The organism is Bradyrhizobium sp. NBAIM03 (genome assembly GCF_020194055.1).
Lineage (GTDB): Bacteria > Pseudomonadota > Alphaproteobacteria > Rhizobiales > Xanthobacteraceae > Bradyrhizobium > Bradyrhizobium yuanmingense.
Window position 1 is genome coordinate 79458 of sequence record NZ_JADYVS010000020.1, and the last position, 25076, is coordinate 104533.

20 protein-coding genes are annotated in these 25076 nt (G+C 65.3%); 14 read left to right on the forward strand and 6 right to left on the reverse strand.

Annotation, left to right across the window (positions count from 1 at the left end; genetic code table 11):
• Positions 1 to 133: 133 nt before the first annotated feature.
• The gene (locus I6F21_RS26425; RefSeq protein ID WP_225183678.1) at positions 134 to 517 is read right to left on the reverse strand and encodes a DUF1304 domain-containing protein; all 384 of its coding nucleotides are present in this window, start codon (positions 515 to 517) and stop codon (positions 134 to 136) included.
• Between the two features lie 72 nt (positions 518 to 589).
• Here I6F21_RS26425 and I6F21_RS26430 point away from each other — a divergent pair, with 72 nt between their 5' ends.
• Entirely contained in the window at positions 590 to 1120 is a 531-nt protein-coding gene (locus I6F21_RS26430) for a methylated-DNA--[protein]-cysteine S-methyltransferase (RefSeq protein ID WP_225152313.1), read from the forward strand.
• Positions 1121 to 1262: 142 nt separating this feature from the next.
• Here I6F21_RS26430 and I6F21_RS26435 read toward each other — a convergent pair whose 3' ends face one another.
• Complete coding sequence (locus I6F21_RS26435) at positions 1263 to 4052, reverse strand: [protein-PII] uridylyltransferase (RefSeq protein ID WP_109142080.1); 2790 nt, start codon at positions 4050 to 4052, stop codon at positions 1263 to 1265.
• A 242-nt stretch (positions 4053 to 4294) separates the two neighbouring features.
• On the opposite strand from I6F21_RS26435, the gene I6F21_RS26440 reads away from it, so the two are divergent.
• The 3 genes from I6F21_RS26440 (at position 4295) to I6F21_RS26450 (ending at position 7841) form a co-directional block, all read left to right on the forward strand.
• The gene (locus I6F21_RS26440; RefSeq protein WP_036002314.1) at positions 4295 to 4804 is read left to right on the forward strand and encodes an OsmC family protein; all 510 of its coding nucleotides are present in this window, start codon (positions 4295 to 4297) and stop codon (positions 4802 to 4804) included.
• A gap of 184 nt (positions 4805 to 4988) precedes the next feature.
• Positions 4989 to 5798: a hypothetical protein gene (locus tag I6F21_RS26445; protein WP_036002311.1), complete on the forward strand. Its 810-nt coding sequence runs from the start codon at positions 4989 to 4991 to the stop codon at positions 5796 to 5798.
• Between the two features lie 366 nt (positions 5799 to 6164).
• The gene (locus I6F21_RS26450) at positions 6165 to 7841 is read left to right on the forward strand and encodes a PAS domain-containing methyl-accepting chemotaxis protein (RefSeq protein WP_225183679.1); all 1677 of its coding nucleotides are present in this window, start codon (positions 6165 to 6167) and stop codon (positions 7839 to 7841) included.
• A 120-nt stretch (positions 7842 to 7961) separates the two neighbouring features.
• Here I6F21_RS26450 and mutS read toward each other — a convergent pair whose 3' ends face one another.
• On the reverse strand, positions 7962 to 10700 hold the full coding sequence (gene mutS, locus I6F21_RS26455; RefSeq protein WP_225113302.1) for a DNA mismatch repair protein MutS: 2739 nt from the start codon (positions 10698 to 10700) through the stop codon (positions 7962 to 7964).
• Between the two features lie 320 nt (positions 10701 to 11020).
• Between mutS and pcaF the strand changes: the two genes are divergently transcribed.
• The 6 genes from pcaF to I6F21_RS26485 all read left to right on the forward strand — a co-directional run bounded on the left by pcaF (position 11021) and on the right by I6F21_RS26485 (position 17733).
• Positions 11021 to 12229, forward strand: a complete 1209-nt coding sequence (gene pcaF / locus I6F21_RS26460) for a 3-oxoadipyl-CoA thiolase (RefSeq protein WP_036002283.1) — start codon at positions 11021 to 11023, stop codon at positions 12227 to 12229.
• Between the two features lie 98 nt (positions 12230 to 12327).
• Positions 12328 to 13221, forward strand: coding sequence for a dioxygenase (locus tag I6F21_RS26465; protein WP_225183680.1), 894 nt, complete (start codon positions 12328 to 12330; stop codon positions 13219 to 13221).
• Positions 13222 to 13344: 123 nt separating this feature from the next.
• Positions 13345 to 14046 carry a protocatechuate 3,4-dioxygenase subunit beta gene (gene pcaH / locus I6F21_RS26470; RefSeq protein ID WP_109142086.1) on the forward strand — a complete coding sequence of 234 codons (702 nt, stop codon included), beginning with the start codon at positions 13345 to 13347 and terminating at the stop codon, positions 14044 to 14046.
• Positions 14047 to 14649: a protocatechuate 3,4-dioxygenase subunit alpha gene (gene pcaG, locus I6F21_RS26475; RefSeq protein WP_225175146.1), complete on the forward strand. Its 603-nt coding sequence runs from the start codon at positions 14047 to 14049 to the stop codon at positions 14647 to 14649. It begins immediately after the preceding gene.
• A 263-nt stretch (positions 14650 to 14912) separates the two neighbouring features.
• The gene (locus tag I6F21_RS26480; RefSeq protein WP_225183681.1) at positions 14913 to 16601 is read left to right on the forward strand and encodes a methyl-accepting chemotaxis protein; all 1689 of its coding nucleotides are present in this window, start codon (positions 14913 to 14915) and stop codon (positions 16599 to 16601) included.
• Between the two features lie 70 nt (positions 16602 to 16671).
• Positions 16672 to 17733, forward strand: a complete 1062-nt coding sequence (locus I6F21_RS26485) for a phosphotransferase (RefSeq protein WP_036002268.1) — start codon at positions 16672 to 16674, stop codon at positions 17731 to 17733.
• Between the two features lie 64 nt (positions 17734 to 17797).
• Here I6F21_RS26485 and I6F21_RS26490 read toward each other — a convergent pair whose 3' ends face one another.
• From I6F21_RS26490 to I6F21_RS26500, 3 genes are read right to left on the reverse strand one after another with little or no spacing between them, the layout of a single operon-like run.
• Positions 17798 to 19354, reverse strand: coding sequence for an MDR family MFS transporter (locus I6F21_RS26490; RefSeq protein WP_249782035.1), 1557 nt, complete (start codon positions 19352 to 19354; stop codon positions 17798 to 17800).
• 16 nt (positions 19355 to 19370) lie between these two features.
• On the reverse strand, positions 19371 to 20534 hold the full coding sequence (locus I6F21_RS26495; protein ID WP_225183682.1) for an HlyD family secretion protein: 1164 nt from the start codon (positions 20532 to 20534) through the stop codon (positions 19371 to 19373).
• A complete protein-coding gene (locus I6F21_RS26500; RefSeq protein ID WP_225134738.1) occupies positions 20527 to 21009 on the reverse strand; it encodes a MarR family transcriptional regulator in 483 nt (160 codons plus the stop codon). The genes I6F21_RS26495 and I6F21_RS26500 overlap by 8 nt, the downstream gene beginning before the upstream one ends.
• A gap of 155 nt (positions 21010 to 21164) precedes the next feature.
• On the opposite strand from I6F21_RS26500, the gene I6F21_RS26505 reads away from it, so the two are divergent.
• The 4 genes from I6F21_RS26505 to I6F21_RS26520 all read left to right on the forward strand — a co-directional run bounded on the left by I6F21_RS26505 (position 21165) and on the right by I6F21_RS26520 (position 24989).
• Positions 21165 to 21659, forward strand: coding sequence for a transcriptional repressor (locus tag I6F21_RS26505; RefSeq protein WP_036002259.1), 495 nt, complete (start codon positions 21165 to 21167; stop codon positions 21657 to 21659).
• A gap of 36 nt (positions 21660 to 21695) precedes the next feature.
• A complete protein-coding gene (locus I6F21_RS26510; RefSeq protein WP_225171960.1) occupies positions 21696 to 22649 on the forward strand; it encodes a DMT family transporter in 954 nt (317 codons plus the stop codon).
• A gap of 13 nt (positions 22650 to 22662) precedes the next feature.
• Entirely contained in the window at positions 22663 to 23946 is a 1284-nt protein-coding gene (gene ispG, locus I6F21_RS26515; protein ID WP_036038529.1) for a flavodoxin-dependent (E)-4-hydroxy-3-methylbut-2-enyl-diphosphate synthase, read from the forward strand.
• Between the two features lie 146 nt (positions 23947 to 24092).
• Positions 24093 to 24989 carry a TauD/TfdA family dioxygenase gene (locus I6F21_RS26520; protein WP_225183683.1) on the forward strand — a complete coding sequence of 299 codons (897 nt, stop codon included), beginning with the start codon at positions 24093 to 24095 and terminating at the stop codon, positions 24987 to 24989.
• The last annotated feature ends 87 nt before the right edge of the window (positions 24990 to 25076 follow it).

Here is a 25076-nt window from a genome sequence, read left to right on the forward strand (position 1 = left end):
TTGGAACGTTCCTCCTGACGGAATTATCGGCCGATGGTCTTTCTCCGTTGATTGCAACGGTCGCCATCGCTGCCGAAGATTGTGGAGGAAGCTTCGCCGCAGCGCAAGGATCGCGGCGCTGTGCCGTAGCGTCTCAGGCGAGAAACATCGCAATCAGCGCGATTGCCGCCGGCAGCGCCTGCACGATCAGAATCCGCGTGCTGACGGTCGCCGCGCCATAGGCGCCGGCCACGATTACGCAGAGCAGGAAGAACACCTTGATCTGGAATGCGAAGGCCGGGTTGCCGTGGAACAGGCCCCAGACCAGGCCGGCCGCGAGGAAGCCGTTATAGACACCCTGATTGGCGGCCAGCACCCTGGTGATCTCGGCCTTCTCGGGCGAATTCCAAAACACCTTCAGGCCCAGCGGCTTGTCCCAGAGAAACATCTCCAGGACGAGGAAGAAGACGTGCAGCGCCGCGACCAGCGCCACCAGGATATTGGCGATCAGGATCAAGGTGAGCTCCCCCAAAAGCATCAGCTTTCGGGTGGACGTTAGCACGGCCGCCGTGGCAAGTGCGATCGATGTGTTTCGATTGCTGGTGCCCCAATGTCCGCTCGATCAACCAAGGTGCCTGAACGCTTCGGTCTCGACCACCTGGCGACGCCGATCGGGATTGCGCTGCTCGTCACCGATGCCGAGGGCAAGCTGCGCGCGCTCGACTGGGAAGACTATGAGCACCGCATGCGCGATCTGCTGCGCCTGCACTATGGCACAGTGGATCTGCGTGATCAGCCTGCGCCGTCGGACATGCGGACCGCACTATCGCGCTATTTCGACGGTGATCTCGGTCAGCTCCAGAGCATCGCATGGCGTATCGCCGGCACGCCGTTCCAGCAAAAAGTCTGGACCGCGCTCGCGCAGATCCCCGCCGGCACCACGATGAGTTACGGCGCGCTCGCCGCGAAGATCGACATGCCCAGGGCGATACGAGCCGTCGGCCACGCCAACGGCTCAAATCCGATCAGTGTGGTGCTCCCGTGCCATCGCCTGATCGGAGCGGACGGTTCGCTGGTGAAGTATGGTGGTGGCCTCGAGCGGAAGAGATGGCTGCTGCGGCACGAGGGGGTGGAGGTTTAGGTCTTTCAATTCGTCATTCCGGGGCGCGCGTAGCGCGAACCCGGAATCCATCGGGCGACACCGACGGTACCGATAAATGGATTCCGGGTTCGCCGCTACGCGGCGCCCCGGAATGACGAGTGGAGAGAATCCCCCGAGCGTCCTACGCCGCCGGCTGCACCGCCTTGTCGCCGGCCATCACATGGGTCAGCGCGCTCTTGATCGCGGCCTGGCGCGTCGGCGCGTTGATCTGGGCGCCCAGCAGGTCGGTGACGTAGAACACGTCGCGCGCGCGCTCGCCGAAGGTCGCGACATGGGCCGAGGCGATGTTGAGATTGAGCTTGGAGATCGCGGTGGTCAGCTCGTAGAGCAGGCCGGGCCGGTCGAGCCCGGAGACCTCGATCACGGTGTAGCGATCGGACCATTGGTTGTTGATGGTCACCTCTGGTTCGATCACGAAAGGCTTCGCCTTGCTGCGCACGGTGCGCCGCGCCACCACTTCGGGCAGGCGCAGCTTGCCCTCCAGCACGTCCTCGATCATCTCACCGATGCGCGTGGCGCGCCGTCCCTCGTCCTCGTCGCGGTCGTATTCGCGCGAGATCGAGATGGTGTCGAGCGCGCGGCCGTCGGTCGTGGTGTAGATCTGGGCGTCGACGATGTTGGCGCCGGCCGAGGCGCAGGCGCCGGCGATGATCGACAGCAGCCAGGGATGGTCGGCGGCGAAGATCGTCAGCTCGGTGACGCCGCGCACCTCGTCGAAACCGACATTGATCGCGAGCTTGTGGCCGGCCTGCTCGCTGGAGCGGACGAAGCGGGCGTGCCGGATCTTGCGCGGCAGCTCGACCTTGAGCCAGTAGGCCGGATAGTGCCGGCCGATATAGGCGTCGAGCTCGTCGTTCGGCCATTCGGCGAAGGCCATGCGGAATTCGGCGTGCGCAGCGGCGAGGCGCTTGCCGCGGTCGACCTCTGAGAAGCCGCCGGTCAGCACCGGCTCGGTCTCGTAGTATAGCGAGCGCAAGAGCTGCGCCTTCCAGCCGTTCCACACGCCAGGGCCGACGCCGCGGATGTCGGCGGTGGTCAGGATGGTCAAGAGCTTCATCTGCTCCACAGACTGCACCACGGCAGCGAAATTCTCGATGGTCTTGCGATCGGAGAGGTCGCGCGACTGCGCGACTGTGGACATCGTCAGGTGCTCCTCGATCAGCCAGGCCACGAGCTCGGTATCGGCCGGGCTGAAGCCGAGCCGCGGGCAGAGCCGCCGCGCCACCTTGGCGCCGGCGATGGAGTGGTCCTCGGGACGGCCCTTGGCGACGTCGTGCAGCAGCGTTGCGATGTAGATCACCGCGCGGTGCTCGGGCCGGATCTTGCGGAACAGGTCGCTCGCCAGCGCGAACTCCTCGATGCCGCCGCGCTCGATGTCCTGGAGGAAGCCGATGCAGCGGATCAGGTGCTCGTCGACGGTGTAGTGATGATACATGTTGAACTGCATCATCGAGACGATCTTGCCGAAGGCGCGGATGAAGTGACCGAGCACGCCGGTCTCGTTCATCCGCCGCAGCACGATCTCGGCATTGTCCGAGGTCAGGATCTCCATGAACAGCCGGTTGGCCTCGGGATTTTCGCGCAAGCCCGCATTGATCAGGCCGAGCGAGCGCGTCACGTCGCGCATCGCATCCGGATGGAAGGCAAGGTTGTTCTTCTGCGCGAGGCGGAAGATGCGGATCAGATTGACCGGGTCGTGCTTGAACACGTCGGGCGCGGCAACATTGATGCGGTTGTTGTCGACGATGAAGTCGTCGCTGTCGGGGACGCGCCGCTTCACTGCGCTCGGTCGCAGCCGCGCCATCACCCGGCTCAGCACCGGCGCGGGCTTGGCCTGCTGGTCCTCGAGCTTGGCGCAGAGGATGGCGGTGAGGTTGCCGACTTCCTTGGCGACCAGGAAGTAGTGCTTCATGAAGCGCTCGACGTCCTGCATGCCCGGATGCGAGGTGTAGCCGAGACGTATCGCGATCTCGCGCTGGAGATCGAAGGAGAGGCGCTCCTCGGCGCGACCAGAGTAAAAATGCAGATTGCAGCGCACCGACCAGAGGAAGTCGGCGCAGCGGCGGAAGGTGCGATATTCCTGCGCGTCGAACACGCCGCGCCCGACCAGCTCGTGGGTGTCGCGGACGCGGTAGACGTATTTGGCGATCCAGAACAGTGTGTGCAGGTCGCGCAAGGCCCCCTTGCCGTCCTTGACGTTGGGCTCGACCAGATAACGCGACTGGCCGCCGCGGCGGTGGCGCTCCTCGCGCTCGGCGAGCTTTGCGGTGACGAATTCGGACGCGGTGCCCTGCACCACCTCCTTGTCGAAGCGCTCGACCAGCTCGTCATAGAGCGGCTTGTCGCCGGTGAGGAAGCGCGTCTCCAGGATCGCGGTGCGGATGGTCATGTCGCCGCGCGCCTGCCGGATCGATTCATCGACCGATCGCGTGGCGTGGCCGACCTTCAACCCCATGTCCCAGAGGCAATAGAGGATCGCTTCGGCGACCTGCTCGCCCCAGGCGGTCTGCTTGTAGGGCAGGATGAAGAGCAGATCGATGTCCGATTCCGGCGCCATCAGGCCGCGGCCGTAGCCGCCGGTCGCCACCACCGCCATGCGCTCGGCGCCGCTCGGGATCGGCGAGCGGTAGAGATGGCGCGTCGCGGCCGAATACAGGATGCGAATGATCTCGTCCTGCACGTGGCACAGCCGCTCGGCGCAGCGGCGGCCGTGGCGGTCCTTCAGAAGGATCGCCTGGGCGGCGGCGCGCGCCGCGATCAGCTCCGCCTTGAGCAATAGCGCCATCGCCGTGCGGAACGCGTCCTCGCGCCCCTCGTGCTTCTCGGCAAGCGCATCGACCGCGGCGGTGATCCGTGCGGTATCGAAGCGCTCGTCCACCTGTGGCTTCTGCTCAGTCGCGACGCTGTCCATGTCTTACCGGATATAAGAGGTGACAGGCGCTGTCACGAGACATTCGCAAGGGACGACCGGCGAGTTTCGCCACGCAGATGAATCGGCTTCGATACCGATATCGGCGCCTGGGGTAACGTCATGAATGTGCTCAGATTTTTCTCCTGGATCCCGGCTGGTCATGACTGCCTCCACCAATCATGGGCTGACACAAAACCAATCGCGCTCTATACCGCTCGTCGATATCCCCGGGAGAGAACAAGATGGACGCTGCAGAGCTGCGCCAGATGCAGGCCCCGATCAAGGAGCGCTACAAGACCGATCCCAAGGCTGCGCTGATCACGCTGAAGGCCAAGGGCTCCACCGATAGCGAAGGCATTGCGTGCAAGGTCGAGACCGGCCGCGCTATCGCGATGGCCGGCCTGCATCCGGGCACAGGCGGTTCCGGCCTCGAGCTCTGCTCCGGCGACATGCTGCTCGAAGCCCTGGTCGCCTGTGCCGGCGTCACGCTGAAATCGGTCGCGACCGCGATCGAGGTGCCCTTGAAGACCGGCAACGTCTATGCCGAGGGCGATCTCGATTTCCGCGGCACGCTCGGCATCGACAAGGAGACCCCGGTCGGCTTCGCCGAGATCCGCCTGCGCTTCGAGGTCGACACGTCAGCGCCGCAGGACAAGCTCGATCTGCTGCTCAAGCTCACCGAGCGGTATTGCGTGGTCTATCAGACCATCAAGAACGGCCCGAAGGTTTCGGTGTCGATGCAAAGGATGTAAGACGCAGGTCGTCATTCCACCGATTGGTGTTGTCCCGGGGCGCGCCGCTTGGCGCGAGCCCGGGACCCATAATCCCCGGCCGTCGGGATTTTCGGACGGTCGTTGCTCCTAGCTCTTAAGCCACCATGGCCTGTGGTTATGGATTCCGGGCTCGCGCTTCGCGCGCCCCGGAATGACAGATAAAATGTCCCTCGATCTCCACTTCCTTCTCTTCCTGCTCCTGCGCATGGCGATCGCGGCGGCGTTCGTGGTGACGGCATCGATCATCACCGAACGCTCGGGACCCGTGATCGGCGCGCTGATCGCGACCCTGCCGGTCTCGGCCGGGCCGTCCTACGTCTTCCTTGCGATCGATCATGACGCCGCGTTCGTCGCCCAGGGCGCGCTGGCGAGCCTGCCGGTCAATGCGGCAACGATCTTGATGTGCCTCACTTACGTTGTGCTGTCGCAGCGGCACACTCTCGTGGTGAGCTGCGGCAGCGCTTTCGCGGTATGGATCGGGATGGCCTCGATCATCCGCCAGTTCGACTGGTCGCTCGCCGCGGGGCTCGCCGCCAATCTGATCGCGTTCGGCATCTGCATTCCACTGCTCGCGCGCTATCGCCATGCGAAGATGCCGCTGGTGACGCGCCGCTGGTACGATGTGCCGATGCGCGCTGCGCTGGTTGCGACCCTTGTCGCCATCGTGGTTTCGACATCGAGTTGGGTCGGCCCGCGCATCAGCGGCATCATTGCACTCTTTCCCGTGGTGTTCTCCAGCATCATGGTCATCCTGCATCCGCGCATCGGTGGACCGCCGACCGCTGCCGTGCTCGCCAACTCCGCCTGGGGCCTGCTCGGATTTGGCATGGCGATTGCGGTCCTGCACGTTGCAGTCGTGTGGTTCGGCTCCGCCGCCGGCTTGTGCCTCGCGCTCGCAACTTGCGTGGCATGGAATCTGACGCTGTGGAGAATAGGACGGCGCGCCTTGCGCCGCACGCGGCCGATGCCGTGAGACTACGGATATGCGCGACGCGACGTCGCGAGAAGCCGATGTGGCCCGCTCGGATCAACCGTTGAATGAGCGCCATCATTTCAAGTCCTGCCGTACTGTTCCGGTGTGAGCTCCAGCGGCTCCTCGCGCTGACATGCTGATAACCCCCGTCGAATTCCCGACAGTAAAATTAGAACTTTGTTCGAGCTTTTGCCGTAAAGAATCAGGCTGCTCGCCCGCTTCGTTGCTGTCCGACCATCGCGACGGACCTTCCAATCGGATCTGGGGGAGACGCAGATTGGAATATGTCAGCACTGCTGCGCGATCAGTTCCTCGATACTGACGAGCATATCCCCCTTCGGCTCAATTCGAGATGGAGATTTCCTGATGTTCGGCCGTAAATTCCACACTGATGCACAATCGCGGCTCGATGCCATCGGCCGTTCGCAGGCGATGATCGAATTCAATCTTGATGGGACGATCATCACGGCCAACAAGAATTTTCTCGACGCACTCGGCTACCGGCTCGAGGAGATCCAGGGCAAGCATCACTCGATGTTCGTGCCGGCCGACCAGCGCGACAGCGCCGAGTACAAGGCGTTTTGGGCCGCATTGAACCGTGGCGAGTATCAGGCGCGCGAGTTCAAGCGGATCGCGAAAGACGGCCGCGAGGTCTGGATCGAAGCATCCTACAATCCGGTGCTCGACGGCAACGGCAAGACGGTGATGGTCGCCAAGATTGCGACCGACATCACCGCGAAGAAGATCCGCAGCATGACGGACGCCTCCAAGATCGCTGCCATCAGCCGCGCCCAGGCCGTCATCGAGTTCAAGCTCGACGGCACCATCCTCTCGGCCAACGAGAATTTCTGCAAGGCGCTCGGCTATTCGCTCGACGAGATCAAGGGCAAGCATCACAGCCTGTTCGTGGCCGAGGCCGACCGAAACAGCCCGGCCTATCGCGAATTCTGGGCCGCGCTCAACCGCGGCGAATACCAAGCCGGCGAGTTCAAGCGGATCGGCAAGGGCGGCCGCGAGGTCTGGATCCTTGCCTCCTACAATCCGTTGCTCGACGAAAACGGCAAGCCGTACGGCGTGGTCAAGTTCGCGACCGACGTCACCGCGGAGAAGCTGAAGAATGCCGATCTCGCCGGCCAGATCGCGGCGATCGACAAGGCCCAGGCCGTGATCGAGTTCAACATGGACGGCACGATCATCACCGCCAACGCCAACTTCCTCGGCGCGCTCGGCTATTCGCTGGCCGAGATCAAGGGCCGCCACCACAGCATGTTCGTCGAGCCCTCCGAGCGCGACGGTGCCGGCTATCGCGAGTTCTGGGCCGTGCTCAATCGTGGCGAGTACCAGGCGGCGGAGTACAAGCGCATCGGCAAGGGCGGCAAGGAGGTCTACATCCAGGCCTCCTACAATCCGATCCTCGACCTCAACGGCAAGCCGTTCAAGGTCGTGAAATACGCCACCGACGTCACCAAGCAGGTCCTGGTCCGCATGGGCAACGAGCGCGTGCGGGGCATGATGGAATCGGTCGCCGCCGGCTCGGAGGAGCTCAACGCCTCGGTGCGGGAGATCTCCGAGGCCATGACCAAGTCGCGCGAGACCGCGATGGGCGCGGTCGAGCAGGTCGGCGCCGCCGACGCGCAGGCCCAGCGCCTCACCGAGGCCGCGCAGGCGATGAGCGGCATCGTCGAGATGATCAACAACATCACGGGGCAGATCAACCTGCTCGCGCTCAACGCCACGATCGAATCGGCGCGCGCGGGCGAGGCCGGCCGCGGCTTCGCGGTGGTCGCTTCCGAGGTCAAGAGCCTCGCCAACCAGGCCAAGCAGGCGACCGACAAGATCGGCCAGGAGATCGGCAGTCTCAACAGCATCTCCGGCGACGTCGTCAGCGCGCTCGGCTCGATCAAGCAGGCGATCAACAATGTCAGCGAGTACGTGACCTCGACCGCTGCCGCGATCGAGGAGCAGAGCACGGTGACCAACGAGATGTCGACCAGTATGCAGCGCGCCGCCGCGGAAGCCGCGGCGATCGCGGCGCGGGGCTAGGCCGGGCTCGGAATTGTAGGGTGGGCAAAGGTGCGCTCTTTGCGCGCCGTGCCCACCATCTCTCCCCGATCGCTTCATGGAGCGGTGGGCACACTCCGCTTCGCCCGCCCTACGGCACCATCACTGCTTCGGCAGCTTCGCCTTCAGCGCATACAGAGCATCGAGCGCCTCGCGCGGCGACATCTCGTCGGGGTGCAGCGCCTTCACCGCCTCCATGAGCAGCTCCGCTTCGCTCGGCGGCGCGGCTTCAGTGGCGGCGCGCGAAGGGACAGCGAACAGCGGCAGATCGTCCACCAGGGCTCGTGCGGTCTGGCCGCGGTCCTGCGCCTCCAGCTTGGACAGCACCGATTTGGCGCGCGTGATCACCGCCGGCGGCAGGCCGGCGAGTTTCGCCACCTGGATGCCGTAGGAGCGGTCGGCCGAGCCCGGCAGCACCTCGTGCAGGAACACGACGTTACCCTGCCATTCCTTCACCCGCACCGTGGCGTTGAACATGCGCGGCAGCTTGGCCGCGAGCGCAGTCAGCTCGTGATAATGCGTCGCGAACAATGTGCGGCAGCGGTTGCTCTCGTGCAGATGCTCGATCGCGGCCCAGGCGATCGAGAGGCCGTCGAAGGTCGCGGTGCCGCGGCCGATCTCGTCGAGGATGACGAGCGAGCGCTCGCCGGCCTGGTTCAGGATCGCCGCGGTCTCGACCATCTCCACCATGAAGGTGGAGCGGCCGCGGGCGAGATCGTCGGCGGCGCCGACGCGCGAGAACAGGCGGTCGACGATGCCGATCCGCGCCCGCGTCGCCGGCACGAAGCTGCCGATCTGGGCCATCAAGGCGATCAGCGCGTTCTGGCGCAGGAAGGTCGATTTACCGGCCATGTTGGGACCGGTGAGCAGCCAGAGCTGGCCTGACTTCTGCGCCGGCGCGGGAGAGAGGTCGCAGGCATTGGCGATGAACGGCTCGCCGTTGCGCTTGAGCGCCTGCTCGACCACGGGATGGCGGCCGGCCTCGATCGCAAAGCTGAGCGAGCCGTCGACCTCGGGCCGCTCATAGTTCTCGTCCACGGCGAGCTTGGCCAGCGAGGTCGCGACGTCGAGCAGCGCAAAGCCTTGCGCCGCGGCGCGCAGATCGTCGCTAATCGCGAGCGCCTTGCCGCAGAGCCGCTCGAAGATCTCGAGCTCGAGGCCGAGCGCGCGGTCGCCGGCATTGGCGATCTTGGCCTCGATCTCCCCTAACTCGGCGGTGGTGAAGCGCACCTGTCCCGCCAGCGTCTGGCGATGGATGAAGGTCGCGTTCAGCGGCGGCGACATCAGCTTGTCGCCGTGCTGGGCGGTGACCTCGACGAAATAGCCGAGCACGTTGTTGTGCCGGATCTTGAGACCCTTGACGGAGGTCGCATCGGCGTAGCGCGCCTGCATCGAGGCGACCACGAGGCGCGAGGCATCGCGCAGGTTGCGCGCTTCGTCGAGCGCCGGCTCGTAGCCCTGGCGCACGAAGCCGCCGTCGCGCTTGATCAGCGGCAGCTGCTCGTCGAGCGCGCTGGCGAACTCGGCTGCGAGGGCGCGCGACGGCCGCTGCAGCGCCGCCATCACCGCCGCGATTTCCTGCGGCGGCTGATCCATTTCGGCGAGCCGCGTCAGCACCTGGTCGGCGGCGATGATGCCGTCGCGGATGCCGGCGAGGTCGCGCGGCCCGCCGCGGCCGACCGAGAGTCTGGCCAGAGCGCGCGACATGTCGGGCGCGCCGCGCAGGATGCTGCGGATGTCCTCGCGCGCGGCGGAATCGGCCACGAAGGTGCTGACCGCGTCCAGCCGCCGGGCGATCGCCGGCGCATCGGTCAGCGGCGCCGCCAGACGCTGCGCCAGCAGGCGGGAGCCTGCCGAGGTCACGGTGCAGTCGATCGCGTCGAGCAGCGAGCCGCGGCGTTCGCCGGCGAGCGTGCGCGTCAGCTCGAGATTGGCGCGCGTCGCCGGGTCGATCGCCATGGTCGCACCCGAGGCTTCGCGCGCGGGCGGCGACAGCGGCGGATGCTTGCCGACCTGGGTGCGGTCGACATAGGTGACGGCGGCGGCCGCCGCGGTGGCCTCCAGTCGCGTCAGCTGCGCGAGCCCGTCCATGGTCGCGACGGCAAAGTAGTCGCAGAGCCGCTTCTCCGCGGTGGCGCCGTCGAAGACGTCGCGGGTCAGCGGCGTCACGGCCGGCAGCTCCCGCAAGGTCTGGCCGAGCTCGTTGTCGCCAAAGAGCGCGTCGGTGACGATCGCCTCGTTCGGGTTGATGCGCGCCAGCGTCGCGGCGAGCTCGCCGCCCGAGACCTCGGTGACCATGAATTCGGCCGTCGAGATGTCGATCCAGGCAAGGCCGAAGCGGTCGCCGCCGGCGGAGGAGCGGGCGCGCGCGATCGCCAGCAGGTAATTATTGGCGCGTGCATCCAGCAGCGTGTCCTCGGTCAGCGTGCCAGGCGTCACCAGCCGCACCACGCCGCGGCGTACCACGCTCTTGTTGCCGCGCGCTTTCGCCGCGGCAGGATCCTCGGTCTGCTCGCAGACCGCGACCCGATGCCCGGCGCTGATGAGACGATGCAGATAATCCTCTGAGCGCTCGACCGGCACGCCGCACATCGGGATATCCGCGCCCTGGTGCTTGCCGCGCTTGGTCAGGACGATGCCGAGCGTCCTCGAGGCGATCTCGGCATCCTCGAAGAACAGCTCGTAGAAGTCGCCCATCCGGTAGAACAGCAGCAAGCCCTGATGCGCCGCCTTGATCTCCAGATACTGCTCCATCATCGGCGTGACGCGCGCGGCAGCCTCGGCCTGCGGCGCGGGCGTGTCATCGGCGGGCGGAACTTGTATCGGCTGTTGCATCGTCATGGGCGGCGCAACCTACAAAATTTCGGCACCTGCTCCTATTTGCTTTGCCGGGGAAGCGAAGGTTTTCCACGTTGTCCGTGTAGCGCATGCGGCTGCCACATTTTCCGCCGTCATTCCGGGATGCGCCGGAACGGCGCAGGCCCCGAATCCATCGGGCCGCACGTCACGCCGACAAATGGATTCCGGGTTTGCGCCAAATGGCGCCCCCCGGAATGACGTCTGCTCCGCGAAACCGTCAATTGACCTGCCGCGGGCGCCCTCCTAAAACTCCGCCGACATTGAAGAATTTGGCCGGATCGCGGCATTCAGGGAGAACAACGATGCGTGACGTCTTTATCTGCGATGCCGTGCGGACCCCGATCGGCCGTTTCGGCGGCTCGCTCGCCAAGGTGCGCGCCGACGATCTCGCCGCCGCCCCGATCAAGGCGCTGATGGCCAAGCACCCCAATCTCGATTGGGCACAGGTGGACGAGGTGTTCTTCGGCTGCGCCAACCAGGCCGGCGAGGACAATCGCAACGTCGCGCGCATGGCGCTGCTGCTGGCGGGCCTGCCGGATTCGGTTCCCGGCCAGACTCTGAACCGGCTCTGCGCCTCGGGCCTCGATGCGGTCGGCGCCGCGGGCCGCGCCATTCGTTCCGGCGAGATCGATCTCGCGATTGCCGGCGGCGTCGAATCGATGACCCGCGCGCCCTTCGTGATGGGCAAGGCGCAGGAAGCCTTCTCGCGCTCGGCCGAAATCTTCGACACCACGATCGGCTGGCGCTTCATCAATCCGCTGCTGAAGGCGCAGTATGGCGTCGATGCGATGCCGGAGACCGGCGAGAACGTCGCCGAGGAGTTCCAGGTCTCGCGCGCGGACCAGGACGCCTTCGCCATCCGCTCGCAGCAGCGCGCAGGCGCAGCGATCGCCGCCGGCTATTTCGCGGAAGAAATCACGCCCATCACCATTCCCGGCGGCAAGGCCGGCCCGATCACCATCGACAAGGACGAGCATCCGCGTCCTGAGACCACGCTGGAAGGTTTGGCAAAACTGAAGCCGATCGTGCGCAATCCCGGCACCGTCACGGCCGGCAACGCCTCCGGCGTCAATGACGGCGCCGCCGCCATGATCCTGGCCTCGGAAGCCGCGGTCAGGAAGCACGGCCTGACGCCCCGCGCCCGCATCCTCGGGCTCGCCTCGGCCGGCGTGCCGCCGCGGATCATGGGCATCGGCCCGGTGCCGGCGACCCGCAAGCTGATGGAACGGCTGGCTAAGAAGATCAGCGATTTCGACCTGATCGAGCTGAACGAAGCTTTCGCTTCGCAGGGCATCGCCTGCATGCGCCAGCTCGGCGTCGCCGATGACGCCGATTTCGTCAATCCGCATGGCGGTGCCATCGCGCTCGGCCATCCGCTCGGCATGAGCGGCGCCCGCCTCGCGCTCACCGCCGTGCACGGCATGGAGAAGCGCGGCGGCAAGCTCGCACTCGCCACGATGTGCGTCGGCGTCGGCCAGGGCGTCGCGGTCGCGATCGAAAAGCTGAATTGAACTCTCTCCTTCGCCTCTCCCCGCTCTTTGCGGGGATAGGCGAAGAGCCCGGGCTCGCGCATTTCTCTCGCGTTCCGGAAAGACAGGGAGAATAGCCTGTGATCATCGAGCGCGAGAAGGACGTCACGGCCGCGGCCCTGGCGGTAATGGAGCGGACATCCGATCCGCGGCTGCGCGAGATCATGCTCTCCCTGGTCAAGCATTTGCATGCCTTCGTCCGCGATGTCAGGCTGACCGAGAAGGAGTTCCGCGACGCCGCGGCGATCGTGGCCGAGCTCGGCAAGCTGACCACCGACACGCATAACGAAGTCGTGCTGATGGCGGGGTCGCTCGGCGTCTCCTCGCTGGTGTGCCTGCTCAACAACGGCGATCAGGGCAATACGGAGACCGATCAATCATTGCTCGGCCCGTTCTGGCGGTTGAATTCGCCCCGGGTCGAGAATGGCGGATCGATCGTGCGCTCGGAGACACCGGGAGCCACGCTGTTGGTCAGCGGCCGCGTCGTCGATCAGGACGGCCGGCCGGTCGCCGGTGCCGAGGTCGATGTCTGGCACGCCTCGCCGGTCGGCCTCTACGAGAACCAGGACCCCGAGCAGGCCGACATGAACCTGCGCGGCAAGTTCACGACCGATTCTGACGGGCGCTTTTCCTTCCGCTCGGTGATGATGGTCGGCTATCCCATTCCGACCGATGGTGTCGTCGGCCGCCTGCTCGCGGCGCAGGGCCGCCACCCCTATCGTCCCGCGCATCTGCATGCCCTGATCTTCAAGCCGGGATTCAAGGTGTTGATCTCGCAGGTCTATGATCCCAGCGACCCCCATATCGACAGCGACGTGCAGTTCGGTGTGACGCAGGCGCTGATCGGCAAGTTCGTGCGCCACGATACGCCGCATCCGACGGCGAAGGACGCCTCGTTGCCTTGGTATTCGCTCGACCATACCTACCGGCTCGAGGCCGGAGAGGCCGTGCTTCCGCGTGCGCCGATCAGGTAGCAGCGGCCGGCTGCCATGCGCGGGAACGCCGCCAAACCGGCTTTCCCAAATTAGTTATATCCTATAATGATTGGCGGAAGAGTTGACCGGCCGGACCGAAAACGGCCGGGGAGGAGTTCGCCAATGACATTCATCTATCCCACCGGCAGCAACGCGGCGCATCCGCTGCCGCTGTCGCCCGACTACAAGAGCTCGATCAAGCGCGCGCCGAACAAGCCCTTGATTCCGATGCCCCATACGCTGTCGGAGCTGACCGGGCCGGTCTACGGCCACGAGACCGTGCGCGAGGGCGACAACGATCTCACCCGCCAGCACGCGGGCGAGCCGCTCGGCGAGCGCATCATCGTGCATGGCCATGTGCGCGACGAGGACGGCCGCGGCGTGCCGAACTCGCTCGTCGAGATCTGGCAGGCCAATTCCTGCGGCCGTTATGTCCACGTCCGCGATCAGCATCCGGCGCCGCTCGATCCGAATTTCACCGGCGCGGGCCGCACCGTGAGCGATGCGTCCGGCTATTATCGCTTCGTCACCATCAAGCCCGGCGCCTATCCCTGGGGCAATCACCACAACGCCTGGCGGCCTGCGCACATCCATCTGTCGGTGTTCGGCCATTCCTTCGTCACGCGCCTGGTGACGCAGATGTATTTCCCGAACGACCCCTTGTTCCCGTTCGACCCGATCTTCAACTCGGTGCCGGACGAGAAGGCGCGGGCGCGGATGGTCTCGTCGTTCGACTTGGAGAATACGCAGCCCGAATGGGCGCTGTGCTACCGCTTCGACATCGTGCTGCGCGGCAAGGACGCCACCCCCATGGAGAACCATTAAGTGCAAGAGTCCGCGAAGCCCGACGGGATCACCCCATCGCAGACGGTCGGTCCGTTCTTCAAATACGGCCTGACGCCGACCGGCGAGTACGCCTGGAACGACGCGTTCACCAATTCGACGCTGACGCCCGATGTCACCGGCGATCGCATCCGCATCGAGGGCCGGGTGTTCGATGGCGACGGCGTGGCCGTCCCCGATTGCATGCTGGAGATCTGGCAGGCGGATGCGCAGGGCCGCTTCGCCGATCCCCAGGACAAGCGCGCGCTGCCGAATGCGAGCTTCCGCGGCTTTGCCCGCTGCGGCACCGACAAGGACGGCAACTATTCTTTCGAGACCATCAGGCCGGGCGCGGTGCCGGATCCTGAGGGCAAGCCGCAGGCGCCGCACATCCTGCTTGCGGTGTTTGGCCGCGGCATGCTCAGGCATCTCTACACCCGCATCTATTTCAGCGACGAGGCCGGCAACGCCGCCGATCCCGTGCTGGCGCTGGTGCCGGCTGACCGCCGCGCCACGCTCACTGCGGTCCGCGAGGCCGGCAAGCCGGTCTACCGGCTCGACCTGCACCTGCAGGGCGACAACGAGACGGTGTTCTTCGACGTATGAGGGCAGGGCGTGCCGGGGAGGCCTGCTCCTCGGCACACATATCTCATTCGGCGCATTGGAGCCGGTGCTGCGTTGCCGCATCAGACTCGAACGTTGATTTTGCGCGGTTGTGCGTCAGCCTCGCTGACTCAATACCGATGACTTGACGCCTAATCTCCGTATTCATGCGGGGGTCGTGAAATACAATTCCGGCGCGAATCAATCCCGTATTTACCGTAGTCGTCTAGGGTGGCCGCAGTTTCGACGCCGACCTGGATTGTTTCATGAAATTTCGTCTGTCCTTGTCCTCTGCGATCGTCGCGTTTGGCATCGTTCTCGCCATTGGTTTCGCCGCCGTTGTTTCGACCAGCCTGTACGCCCTAAAAGAGCTCAAGGTCGGCGGTCCGCTCTATTCCGACATCAAGCTCGGCAACGACCTCATCGCCGACATCCTGCCGCCGCCCGAATACATCATCGAAGCTTATCTCGAGGCGACGCTGGCCATGCGCGAGCCGGATCAGCTGGCGGCCCACGGCGAGCGTCTGGTCCAGCTCCGCAAGGACTACGACGAGCGCAAGGCGTTCTGGGTCTCCTCCAGCCTCTCGGCCGACCTTAAGACCGCGCTGGTGTCGAAATCCGATGCGGAGGTGCAGAAATTCTGGAAGGCTTCGGATCAGCTTCTGCCCGCCCTCAAGGCCAAGGACGAGGCGGCTTCCGAGCGCGTCTATGCGCAGCTCAAGGAGGCTTATACCGCGCATCGCGCCGTCATCGACAGCATCGTCGAGAGTGCCAACAAGCGGAATGCCGCCATGGAGAAGCTGGCCGCGGACCGCGACAGCGCGATGCTCTATATCCTCCTCGGCGTCTCGATCGCCGTCCTCGCCTTCGTTACCGCCGGCCTGCTGGGTGTTGCCCTCGGCGTGGTGCGCCCGATCGTGCGCATGACGGACACGATGCAGAAGCTCGCGACCGGCGATCTCGCCGCCGACATTCCGTTCGCGCAGCGCCAGGACGAGGTCGGCTCGATGGCGGGTGCGCTTGTGGTGTTCAAGCAGGCGGCGGTCGAGAACTCCCGTCTGCGCGAGGAGCAGTTGCGGCAGGAACGGGCGGCGGCGCTCGCCAAGCGCTCCGCCCTGCACCAGATGGCCGAAACGGTCGAGCGCGAGACCGGCCGCTCGGTCGATACCGCGACTGCGGCGACGCAGGGCGTGGAGCAAGCCGCCTCCGGCCTCTCTGAGATCGCAAAGTCGCTCTCTGCGCAGTCGCAGGCGGTGGCGGCGGCCTCGACCCAGGCGCTCGGCAGCTCGCAGGCCGTCTCCGCTGCGGCCGAAGAGTTGAGCGCCTCGATCCGCGAGATCACGAGCCAGGTCGCGCGGACCAGCACCGTCACCAAATCGGCCGTCGCCGGCCGCGAGCAGGCGCGTTCGACCATTCAGGCGCTGGCCGGATCGGTGAAGAAGATCGCGGAGGTCTCCGATCTCATCGGCGGCATCGCAGGCCAGACCAACCTCCTCGCGCTCAACGCGACGATCGAGGCGGCGCGCGCCGGCGAGGCCGGCCGCGGCTTCGCGGTGGTTGCCGCCGAGGTGAAGTCCCTGTCCGACCAGACTGCCAAGTCCACCGAGGAGATCGGCCGGCTGATTGCAGAGATCCAGGCCTCGACGCAGGCCGCGGTCGACGCCGTCGAGGCCATGGGAGGCCACATCATCGAGATCGACGGCGTGGCGACATCGGTCGCTGCCGCAATGGAACAGCAGGATGCCGCGACCCGGGAGATCACGCGGTCGATTTCCGAATCGGCCTCCGCCGCACAGGAGGTCTCGGCCAAGATCGGCGACGTCAGCCGCGATGCCGCCTCCGTCAACCAGCGCGCCGCGGATGTGAGGCAGGCGATCGCCGGGATGACGGCCAATCTCGATCAACTGCGCGCGATTGTTGTGCGGACGGTGCGCGACTCGACCGCCGCAGCCTGAGCCGGCGGCAGCCGCTGGTGCCCGGGCATGTGATCGTGCAGTATGACGCGGGACAGGGGCATCGTGGTTCATGACATCTCCACAATTGCCGGCGGTCGTTGAGCCCGCCCGACTGACGGCCGCGCTGCGCCGGGGCGGCGCGCTGGATGCAGGCGCCGTCCGCGAGGTGAAGGTGCTGCATCAGCGCGACACAGTGGTGTCGCATATCGTCAGGCTCGGGCTGCGCTATGTCGGCGAGTCCGCCGGTGCTCCGCAGTCGCTGATCCTCAAGACGCCCAATGCCGCTTTCGCCAAGCGCCTCGCCAATGGCGGCCGGCGCGAGGTGGGCTATTACACGCAGCTGGTGCCGCAGATGCCGCCGGGACTCGTGCCGCGCTGCTTTGATGGGCATTTCGACGAGGACAGCTTCGCCTGGCATCTGCTCCTGGAAGATCTCACCGACAGCCACGAGATCGCGACGGCCTGGCCGGTGCCGCCGTCGCGTGAGCAGACGTTCGCCATCGTCACGACGCTGGCGCGCTGGCATGCAGCCTGGTGGGACCATCCGAGCCTCGGCGAGACCCTCGGCACCTGGGCCAGCGTGGAGGACAGCGCGCAACGCATGGAGACGTTCGCGGGGCATTACGACCGCTTTGCCGATCTTCTCGGCGATCGCCTCAGCGAGGAACGGCGGATCCTCTATCGTCGGCTCATCGATCAGTCGGAGCGGCTGTCCCAGCGTTACCATTCACGCCGCCACCTCAGTATCACGCATGGCGATGCCCATGTCTGGAATTTCCTGCTGCCGCGCACGGGAATCGATGACACCGTGCGCATCTTCGATTTCGATCTTTGGAGCATCGACGTTCCGACGCACGATCTCGCCTACATGATGGCGATGCATTGGTATCCGGAACGCCGGCAGGCGCTCGAACGGCTGCTGCTCAATCTCTACCACGACACGCTGGTCGAGAGCGGCATCACCGGCTATTCGCGCGGAGCGCTCGACCGCGACTATCGCTGGGCGGTGCTCTGGCAGATCACGCGGCCGGTCTGGCAGTGGAGCATCAACATCCCGCCGCTGATCTGGTGGAACAATCTGGAGCGGGCGTTTGCGGCCGTGGATGATTTGGGCTGCGAGGAGCTGTTGTAGCGCTGTTGTGTCCCGGACGCGGTGCAACGTGTAGCGCTGCGCTGCGTCCGGGGCCCGAGATCCGCTACTCCATCACCGCATGCTCCGGCCCCGCCGCCTGCTTGCGCAGCGTCGCCTTGGTCGAGCCGATCAGCAAAGCGAGCGGGATGGTGCAGAGGATGAAGAGCATCACCAGCTGGTAGTCGTGCGCGAAGGCGATGATCTGCGCCTGCACGTTGACCATTCTGTCGGCCATGGCGCGGCCGGTGTCGGTCGACAGATTGATGATGCCGCTGACGCCGGGCATCTGCAGCGCGTGGTTGAACGGATTGATGTGCTCGGACAGGATCGCGTAGGTCCATCGCGTGCCTTGCGTCAATTGCGCGATCACGACGGAAATGCCGACCGAGCTCGCGACGTTGCGCATCAGGGTCAGCATCGCGGTGCCGTCGGTGCGCAGCTCGTTCGACAGTGTCAGGAACGCCACGGTCGAGAGCGGCACGAAGACGAGGCCGAAGCCAAAACCCTGGATGACGCTGACCGTGACGATCTCCGGCACCTGGGTCAGATCGGTCCAGCCGGTCATCTGGAACAGCGAGCCCGCCGTCAGCGTCAGGCCGCAGATGATCAGCGTGCGCGCCTCGATATAACGCATCATGCGGCCGACCAGCATCATGGCGAAGAAGGTGCCGATGCCGCGGGTCGCCAGCAGCAGGCCGGCGGTGATGATGGGATAGCCGATCACGTTCTGCATGTAGGGCGAGGCGAGTGCCATGGTCGAGAACAGGACGAGCCCCATCACGATCATGAACAGGCAGCCGGTGACGAAGTTGCGGTCCCGGAACAGGGCGAAGCGGATGAACGGGGTCGAGGTCGTGAAGGAATGCGCGAGGAAGAAGTAGAACGCGACGGCCGAGACGATGAACTCGGCGAGGATCTCGTTCGATTCCAGCCAGCCCAATTGCTCACCGCGGTCGAGCGCGAGCTGGAGCGCGCCGATCGCGACCGCCAGCGCGGCGAAGCCGAACCAGTCGAATTTGAGGCTGAAATCCTTCCTGGTCTCGTCCATGAAGACGACCAGCCCGAGCACGGTGATGATGCCGAACGGCAGGTTGACGAAGAACACCCAGTGCCAGGAATAGGTCTCGGTGAGCCAGGCTCCCAGCGACGGTCCCATGATCGGACCCATCATCACGCCCATGCCCCAGATCGCCATCGCCTTGGCGCGTTCCTGAAGCGTGTAATAGTCGAGCATGACCGATTGCGACAGCGGTACCAGCGCTGCGCCGAACACGCCCTGCAGCAGGCGGAACAGCACCATCTGGTTGATGTCCTGCGCGAGGCCGCACAGCACCGATGCCATGGTGAAGCCGGCCGAGCAGATGATGAAGATGCGCTTGCGGCCGAAGCGGTTGGCGATCCAGCCCACCGGCGCCGTCATGATCGCGGCGGCGACGATGTAGGAGGTCAGCACCCAGTTGATCTGGTCCTGCGAGGCCGACAGCGTGCCCTGCATGTAGGGGAGGGCGACATTGGCGATGGTCGTGTCGAGCGCCTGCATGATGGTCGCGGTCATGGCGCAGATCGTCACCATGTTCCGGCGCAGGCCGGGGACCATCAGGCTGGCATTGGGGCCGGACATCGCGCCAGTCCTTGTCTTATTCTTTATCCTGGCCCGCGGTCGCGGACAGGCCGAGCAGGCCGGCAAGCGACCGCCGATGACCGGTGTCGATGGTGGCGTAGACGCTCATGCCGGCTTTCAGCTTCCGCACATATTTGTCGGTCTCGTCAAAATAGATGCGGATCGGCACACGCTGCACCACCTTGACGAAATTGCCCATGGCGTTCTGCGGCGGCAGGATCGCGAATTGCGCGCCGGTGCCGGGCGAGAGCGAGCCGATCTTGCCCTTGAAGACATGGTTGGGGAACGCGTCGACCTCGAGCGTGACGGACTGGCCTTCGGTGACATAGGTGAGGTCGCTCTCCTTCGGATTGGCGTCGACCCAGGGATGGGCGACGTCGATGATGGAGAACACCGGCGTGCCGGCGGGCACATAGCGGCCGAGCTGAATCTGCTCGACCTGCGTCGCCACTCCATCCATCGGCGCGCGCAGCACGGTGTGGTCGAGGTTGCGCTGCGCGTCATCCAGCTTGGCTTTTGCCTGAGCGTAGGGCGGGAATTGCTCGAGCGGCAGATCAGGGTTGCCGAGCAGCTGGGTCGTTGCGTTGGAGAGCTGCTGCTTGATGTACTGCGCCTGCGCCCCGGCGGTGACCAGTGCGTTGGAGGCGTTGTCGAGATCGAGCTGGGAGCCGAAATTGTTCTTCACCAGCGCCTGCTTGCGCTCGACGTCGCGCTGCTTCAGATCGATGCCCTGCTGGGCGAGGCCCAACATGTCGCCGTAGATCTTGATGTTGGCGACGAGGTTGTCATAGGTCGTGCGCGCCTGCGCGAGCTGCGCCTTGGTCTCCTCGACCGCGAGGCGGAAAGGAACCGGGTCGATCTCGAACAGTTCGTCGCCGCGCTTGACCGACTGGCCTTCCTTGACGATGACTTTCAGGATCTTGCCGGAGATGTCGGGTGTCACCAGCACCTTCTGTGCGCCGACATAGGCATCGTCGGTGCCGACATAGCGGCCCCCATGCAGATAGAAGGTGATGCCGCCGATGGCGACGATGACAGGCAGCACGACCAGGAGCAGGAAACGGCGATAGCGGCGCAGGCCCGCCAGCAGGCGGCGGCGCGGATCGGTGCCGGCCTTCTTGGTCGGCTTGCCGCTGTCGCTCTTCTGCTCGGGCTGCAACTTGACGACCTGATCAGCCATGGCGCTGCTCCTTGCGTGCTTGCTCCGCGCCGGATGCCTGGATCGCGGTTCGCACGTTTTCCTTGATGGTTTCGAGCTGGGTGAGGAGGCGGTGCGCGTCCGCCGGATTGATGCCGTCGAGCGCGTTCGCCGTCAGCTCCGACTTCAGGCCGCTCATGCGGCCGAGCAATTGCCGCCCGGCCTTCTTGAGGTACAGGCGCTTGACCCGGCGATCCGAAGCGTCGCTGCGGCGCTCGATCCAGTCGTTGTCGCAGAGCTTGTCGATCAGCCGTGTCAGCGTGATCGGCTGCATCTCCAGGAGCTCGGCGAGCTCGGACTGCTTCATGCCCTCGCTGCGCTCCACCTTGGCCAGCACCGCCCATTGCGCCCGGGTGATGCCGAAGCGCGAGGCCTCCTTGTCGGCATAGACGCGCAAGAGGCGATAGAGCTCACCGAGCGTGAACAGGAAATTCTGGTCGACCGACCCGCGCGTCATGAGCGTGGTCTCCAATAAGCTTGAATATTATAAGCAAGCTTATGATTAATTCACGGACCGGGGGCGCGGTGCTGTCCCGCGGGAGGAGCATGGCTGGCAGCCGGACGGCTCGTCGTGCTTTGGGTTCCCCCGCCGAAATGCTAGAAGACGGCGACATGAGCCTCGCAAAGCCGGCATTCCCCGCGCCCGACCATGATCACGGCCGCTGCACCGCGGACGCGCTTGCGCATGCCGAGGTGGTCTGCCAGCAGCGCGCGCAGAAATTCACGCCGATCCGCCGCCAGGTGTTGGGTGCCTTGCTCTCCAGCCACCGCCCGCTCGGCGCCTACGAAATCATCGACGAGCTTGCCAAGTCGATGGCGCGGCCGGCACCGATCACGATCTATCGTGCGCTCGACTTCCTGATGGCCAACGGCCTCGTGCATCGCATCGAAAGCCGCAACGCCTATCTCGCTTGCGCAGCCCACGACCACGATTCGACCTCCGCGGTGGCGTTCCTGATCTGCGAGCGCTGCGGCCTGGTCGGCGAGATCTCCTCGGCGTCCTTCGCCAAGGACCTCAACGCCGCCGCGCGCAGCTCAGGCTTCGCGCCAAAGCTGTCTGTGGTGGAGATCACGGGCGTCTGCACGCATTGTCAGAAAATGTCTTGAAGCAACAACGGCGCAAAGCCGGATTTTTGGGAAGAAATGTCCGCACCTCAAGCCATACCGTCCGCCGGCCGTCCCCTCAGTGCCGGCGCCATCGCCCTGATGCTCATGCTATGCCTGACCTGGGGATTCAACCAGATCGCGGTGAAGCTGGTGCTGCCGGACATTCCGCCGATGCTCCAGGCCACCATCCGCTCGATGGGCGCGCTGCCGGTGCTGTTCCTCATCGGCACCTTTCGCGGCGTCAAATTCTTCGAACGTGACGGCACCTGGAAGCCCGGCCTGATCGCCGGGCTGATGTTCGGCATCGAGTTCGTGTTGATCTTCCAGGGGCTGCACTTCACGTCTGCTTCTCGTGCGGTGGTGTTCCTCTACACCGCGCCGTTCTTCGTGGCGCTCGGCTCCTACCAGGTGCTCGGCGAGCGTCTCGGTGGCGCGCAATGGCTCGGCCTAGCCATCAGCTTTGCCGGCGTGGCGCTTGCGATCGGCGTGCCCCAGCCCAATGTCGATTCGCAGGTTCTGCTCGGCGATCTCATGATCGTCGGGGGCGCCGCGCTGTGGGCCGCGACGACGCTGGTTGCCAAGGGCACGCGGCTGCGCTTCGCCGCGCCCGAGAAGGCCCTGGGTTATCAGGTCGCGACCTCGATCCCGATCCTGGGGCTGGCGGCCTGGCTGTTCGGCGAATCCATCACCCACACTCCGTCGCCGCTGTCGCTCGGCCTGATGGCCTTCCAGGCGATCTGGGTGGTCGGAACCACGTTCACGCTTTGGTTCGCGCTGGTGAAGGCCTATTCGGCCAGCAAATTGTCCGCTTTTACCTTCATCACCCCTTTGTTTGGCGTGGTGGGTAGCTATTTCATCATGCATGACACCCTGAGCCTGACATTCGGGGCCGCAGCGGTCCTTGTAATTGCTGGGCTTTTTCTGGTTAACCGTCCCAGCCCATCGGTTGCGGCGCCGCGCGATGCATTGCTGAACGTCACCAAAACCTGATATTTGGACCGCCATGAACAAGCTCGAAAACCCTCTCGATTCAGACATTGCGGGCCCGGCGCCCCGGCATCGGACCACCCAGGTCAAGGTCGGCAACGTCGCTGTGGGCGGCGGTGCGCCGATCGTCGTGCAGTCGATGACCAACACCGATACCGCCGATGTCGAAGGCACCATCGCCCAGGTCGCAGCGCTCGCGCGCGCCGGCTCCGAAATGGTCCGCATCACCGTGGACCGCGAGGAGGCTGCGGCCGCCGTTCCGCACATCCGCGACGGCCTCGCCAAGCGCGGCATCACTACGCCTCTGATCGGCGACTTCCACTATATCGGCCACAAGCTGCTCGCGGCCTATCCGGCCTGCGCCGAGGCCCTGGCCAAATACCGCATCAATCCCGGCAATGTCGGCTTCAAGGACAAGCGCGACACCCAGTTCGCCGACATCATCGAGATCGCGAACAAGAACAACAAGCCGGTGCGCATCGGCGCCAATTGGGGCTCGCTCGACCAGGAGCTTCTGACCAAGCTGATGGACGAGAACGCGGCCTCGCCCAATCCGCGCGACGTGCGCGCGGTGACGCGCGAGGCCATGGTGCAGTCGGCGCTGCTCTCGGCGGCGCGCGCCGAAGAGCTCGGCATGCCCAAGGACCGCATCATCCTCTCGGCAAAAGTCTCGGCGGTGCAGGATCTCATCGCGGTCTATCAGGATCTCGCGTCCCGTTCGGACTACGCCATCCATCTCGGTCTCACCGAGGCCGGCATGGGCTCGAAGGGCATCGTTGCGTCCTCGGCCGCGCTCGGCATCCTCTTGCAGCAGGGCATCGGCGACACCATCCGAATCTCGCTGACGCCCGAGCCCGGCGGCGACCGCACCCGCGAGGTGCAGGTCGGCCAGGAGCTCCTGCAGACCATGGGCTTCCGCACTTTCGTGCCGCTGGTTGCCGCCTGCCCCGGCTGCGGCCGCACCACCTCGACCACGTTCCAGGAGCTGGCCCGCTCGATCCAGGATTTCATCCGCGACGAGATGCCGACCTGGAAGACCAAATATCCCGGCGTGGAAGAGCTCAACGTCGCGGTGATGGGCTGCATCGTCAACGGCCCCGGCGAGTCCAAGCACGCCAATATCGGTATCTCGCTGCCCGGCACCGGCGAAGCGCCGGCCGCGCCCGTCTTCGTCGACGGCAAGAAGTTCCGCACGCTGCGCGGCCCGACCATCTCCGCCGACTTCAAGGCGCTGGTGATCGACTACATCGACCAGCGCTACGGCCAAGGCGCCAAGGTGCCGGCGCCTGCGGCAGAGTAGGCGCTCCTCAACATCGGAATCGTAGGGCGGGTTAGCACAGCCTAACCCGCCTATTTTTTGCGGGCGCGAGGTGGCGGGTTACGCTTCGCTAACCCGCCCTACGTTGCTACGATGGCTCCCAATCAAGAACGATCGGGAGACACGCCATGAGCTCACTCGCCGGCAAGCAGGGCCCGCGCTATCGTCACACCGCTGAAGACGGCGCGCCGTACGAGACCATCGTCGTCGAGAAGCTCACCCCCATCATCGGCGCGGAAATCTCCGGCGTTGATATCGGCAAGCTCGTCTCGGACGATGCCCGCTCCAACCGGCAGATGGACGAGATCCACCGCGCGCTCGCCGAGAACCTCGTCATCTTCTTCCGCGACCAGCACATCACGCCGCAGCAGCATCTCGCCTTCGGCCGCAAGTTCGGCGAGCTGCATTTTCATCCCGCCGCCCCGCATGAGGACGAAGACCCCGCCTTGATGAAGATCTATGCGGACAAGAACTCGCCGCGCGCCAATGGCGAGGGCTGGCACTCCGACGTGTCCTGCGATCTCGAGCCGCCGATGGGCTCGATCCTCTACATCAAGCAATGCCCGCCCCGCGGCGGCGACACGCTGTTTGCCAACATGTACGCGGCCTATGAGGCGCTGTCGGAGCGCATGAAAGCCTATCTCGATGGCCTGACGGCGCTGCACGATGGCGAGCCGATCTATCGCGGCCTTTACGCCAAGTATGGCGTCGCCGATCGTCCCTCCTATCCCCATGCCGAGCATCCCGTGGTGCGCACCCATCCGGTCACGGCGAAGAAAGCGCTCTACGTCAACCGCGGCTTCACCCGCCACATCAACGGCATCCCGCGCGACGAGAGCGACGCAATGCTCGCCTATCTCTACCAGCACGCCGAGAACCCGCTGTTCCAGTGCCGCTTCCGCTGGACCGAGAACGCCATCGCCTTCTGGGACAACCGCTGCACCCAGCACCGCGCGATGTGGGACTACTGGCCGCACACACGCTCGGGCACGCGCGTGACGGTGAAGGGAGAGCGGCCGGTCTAATGGGCCGGGCTCGGGAGACCAACATCAATCAGTCAGCTTCGCGCAAAGGAAAGCCCCGGACGCGAGACCGGGGCTTCGTTTGTCGAA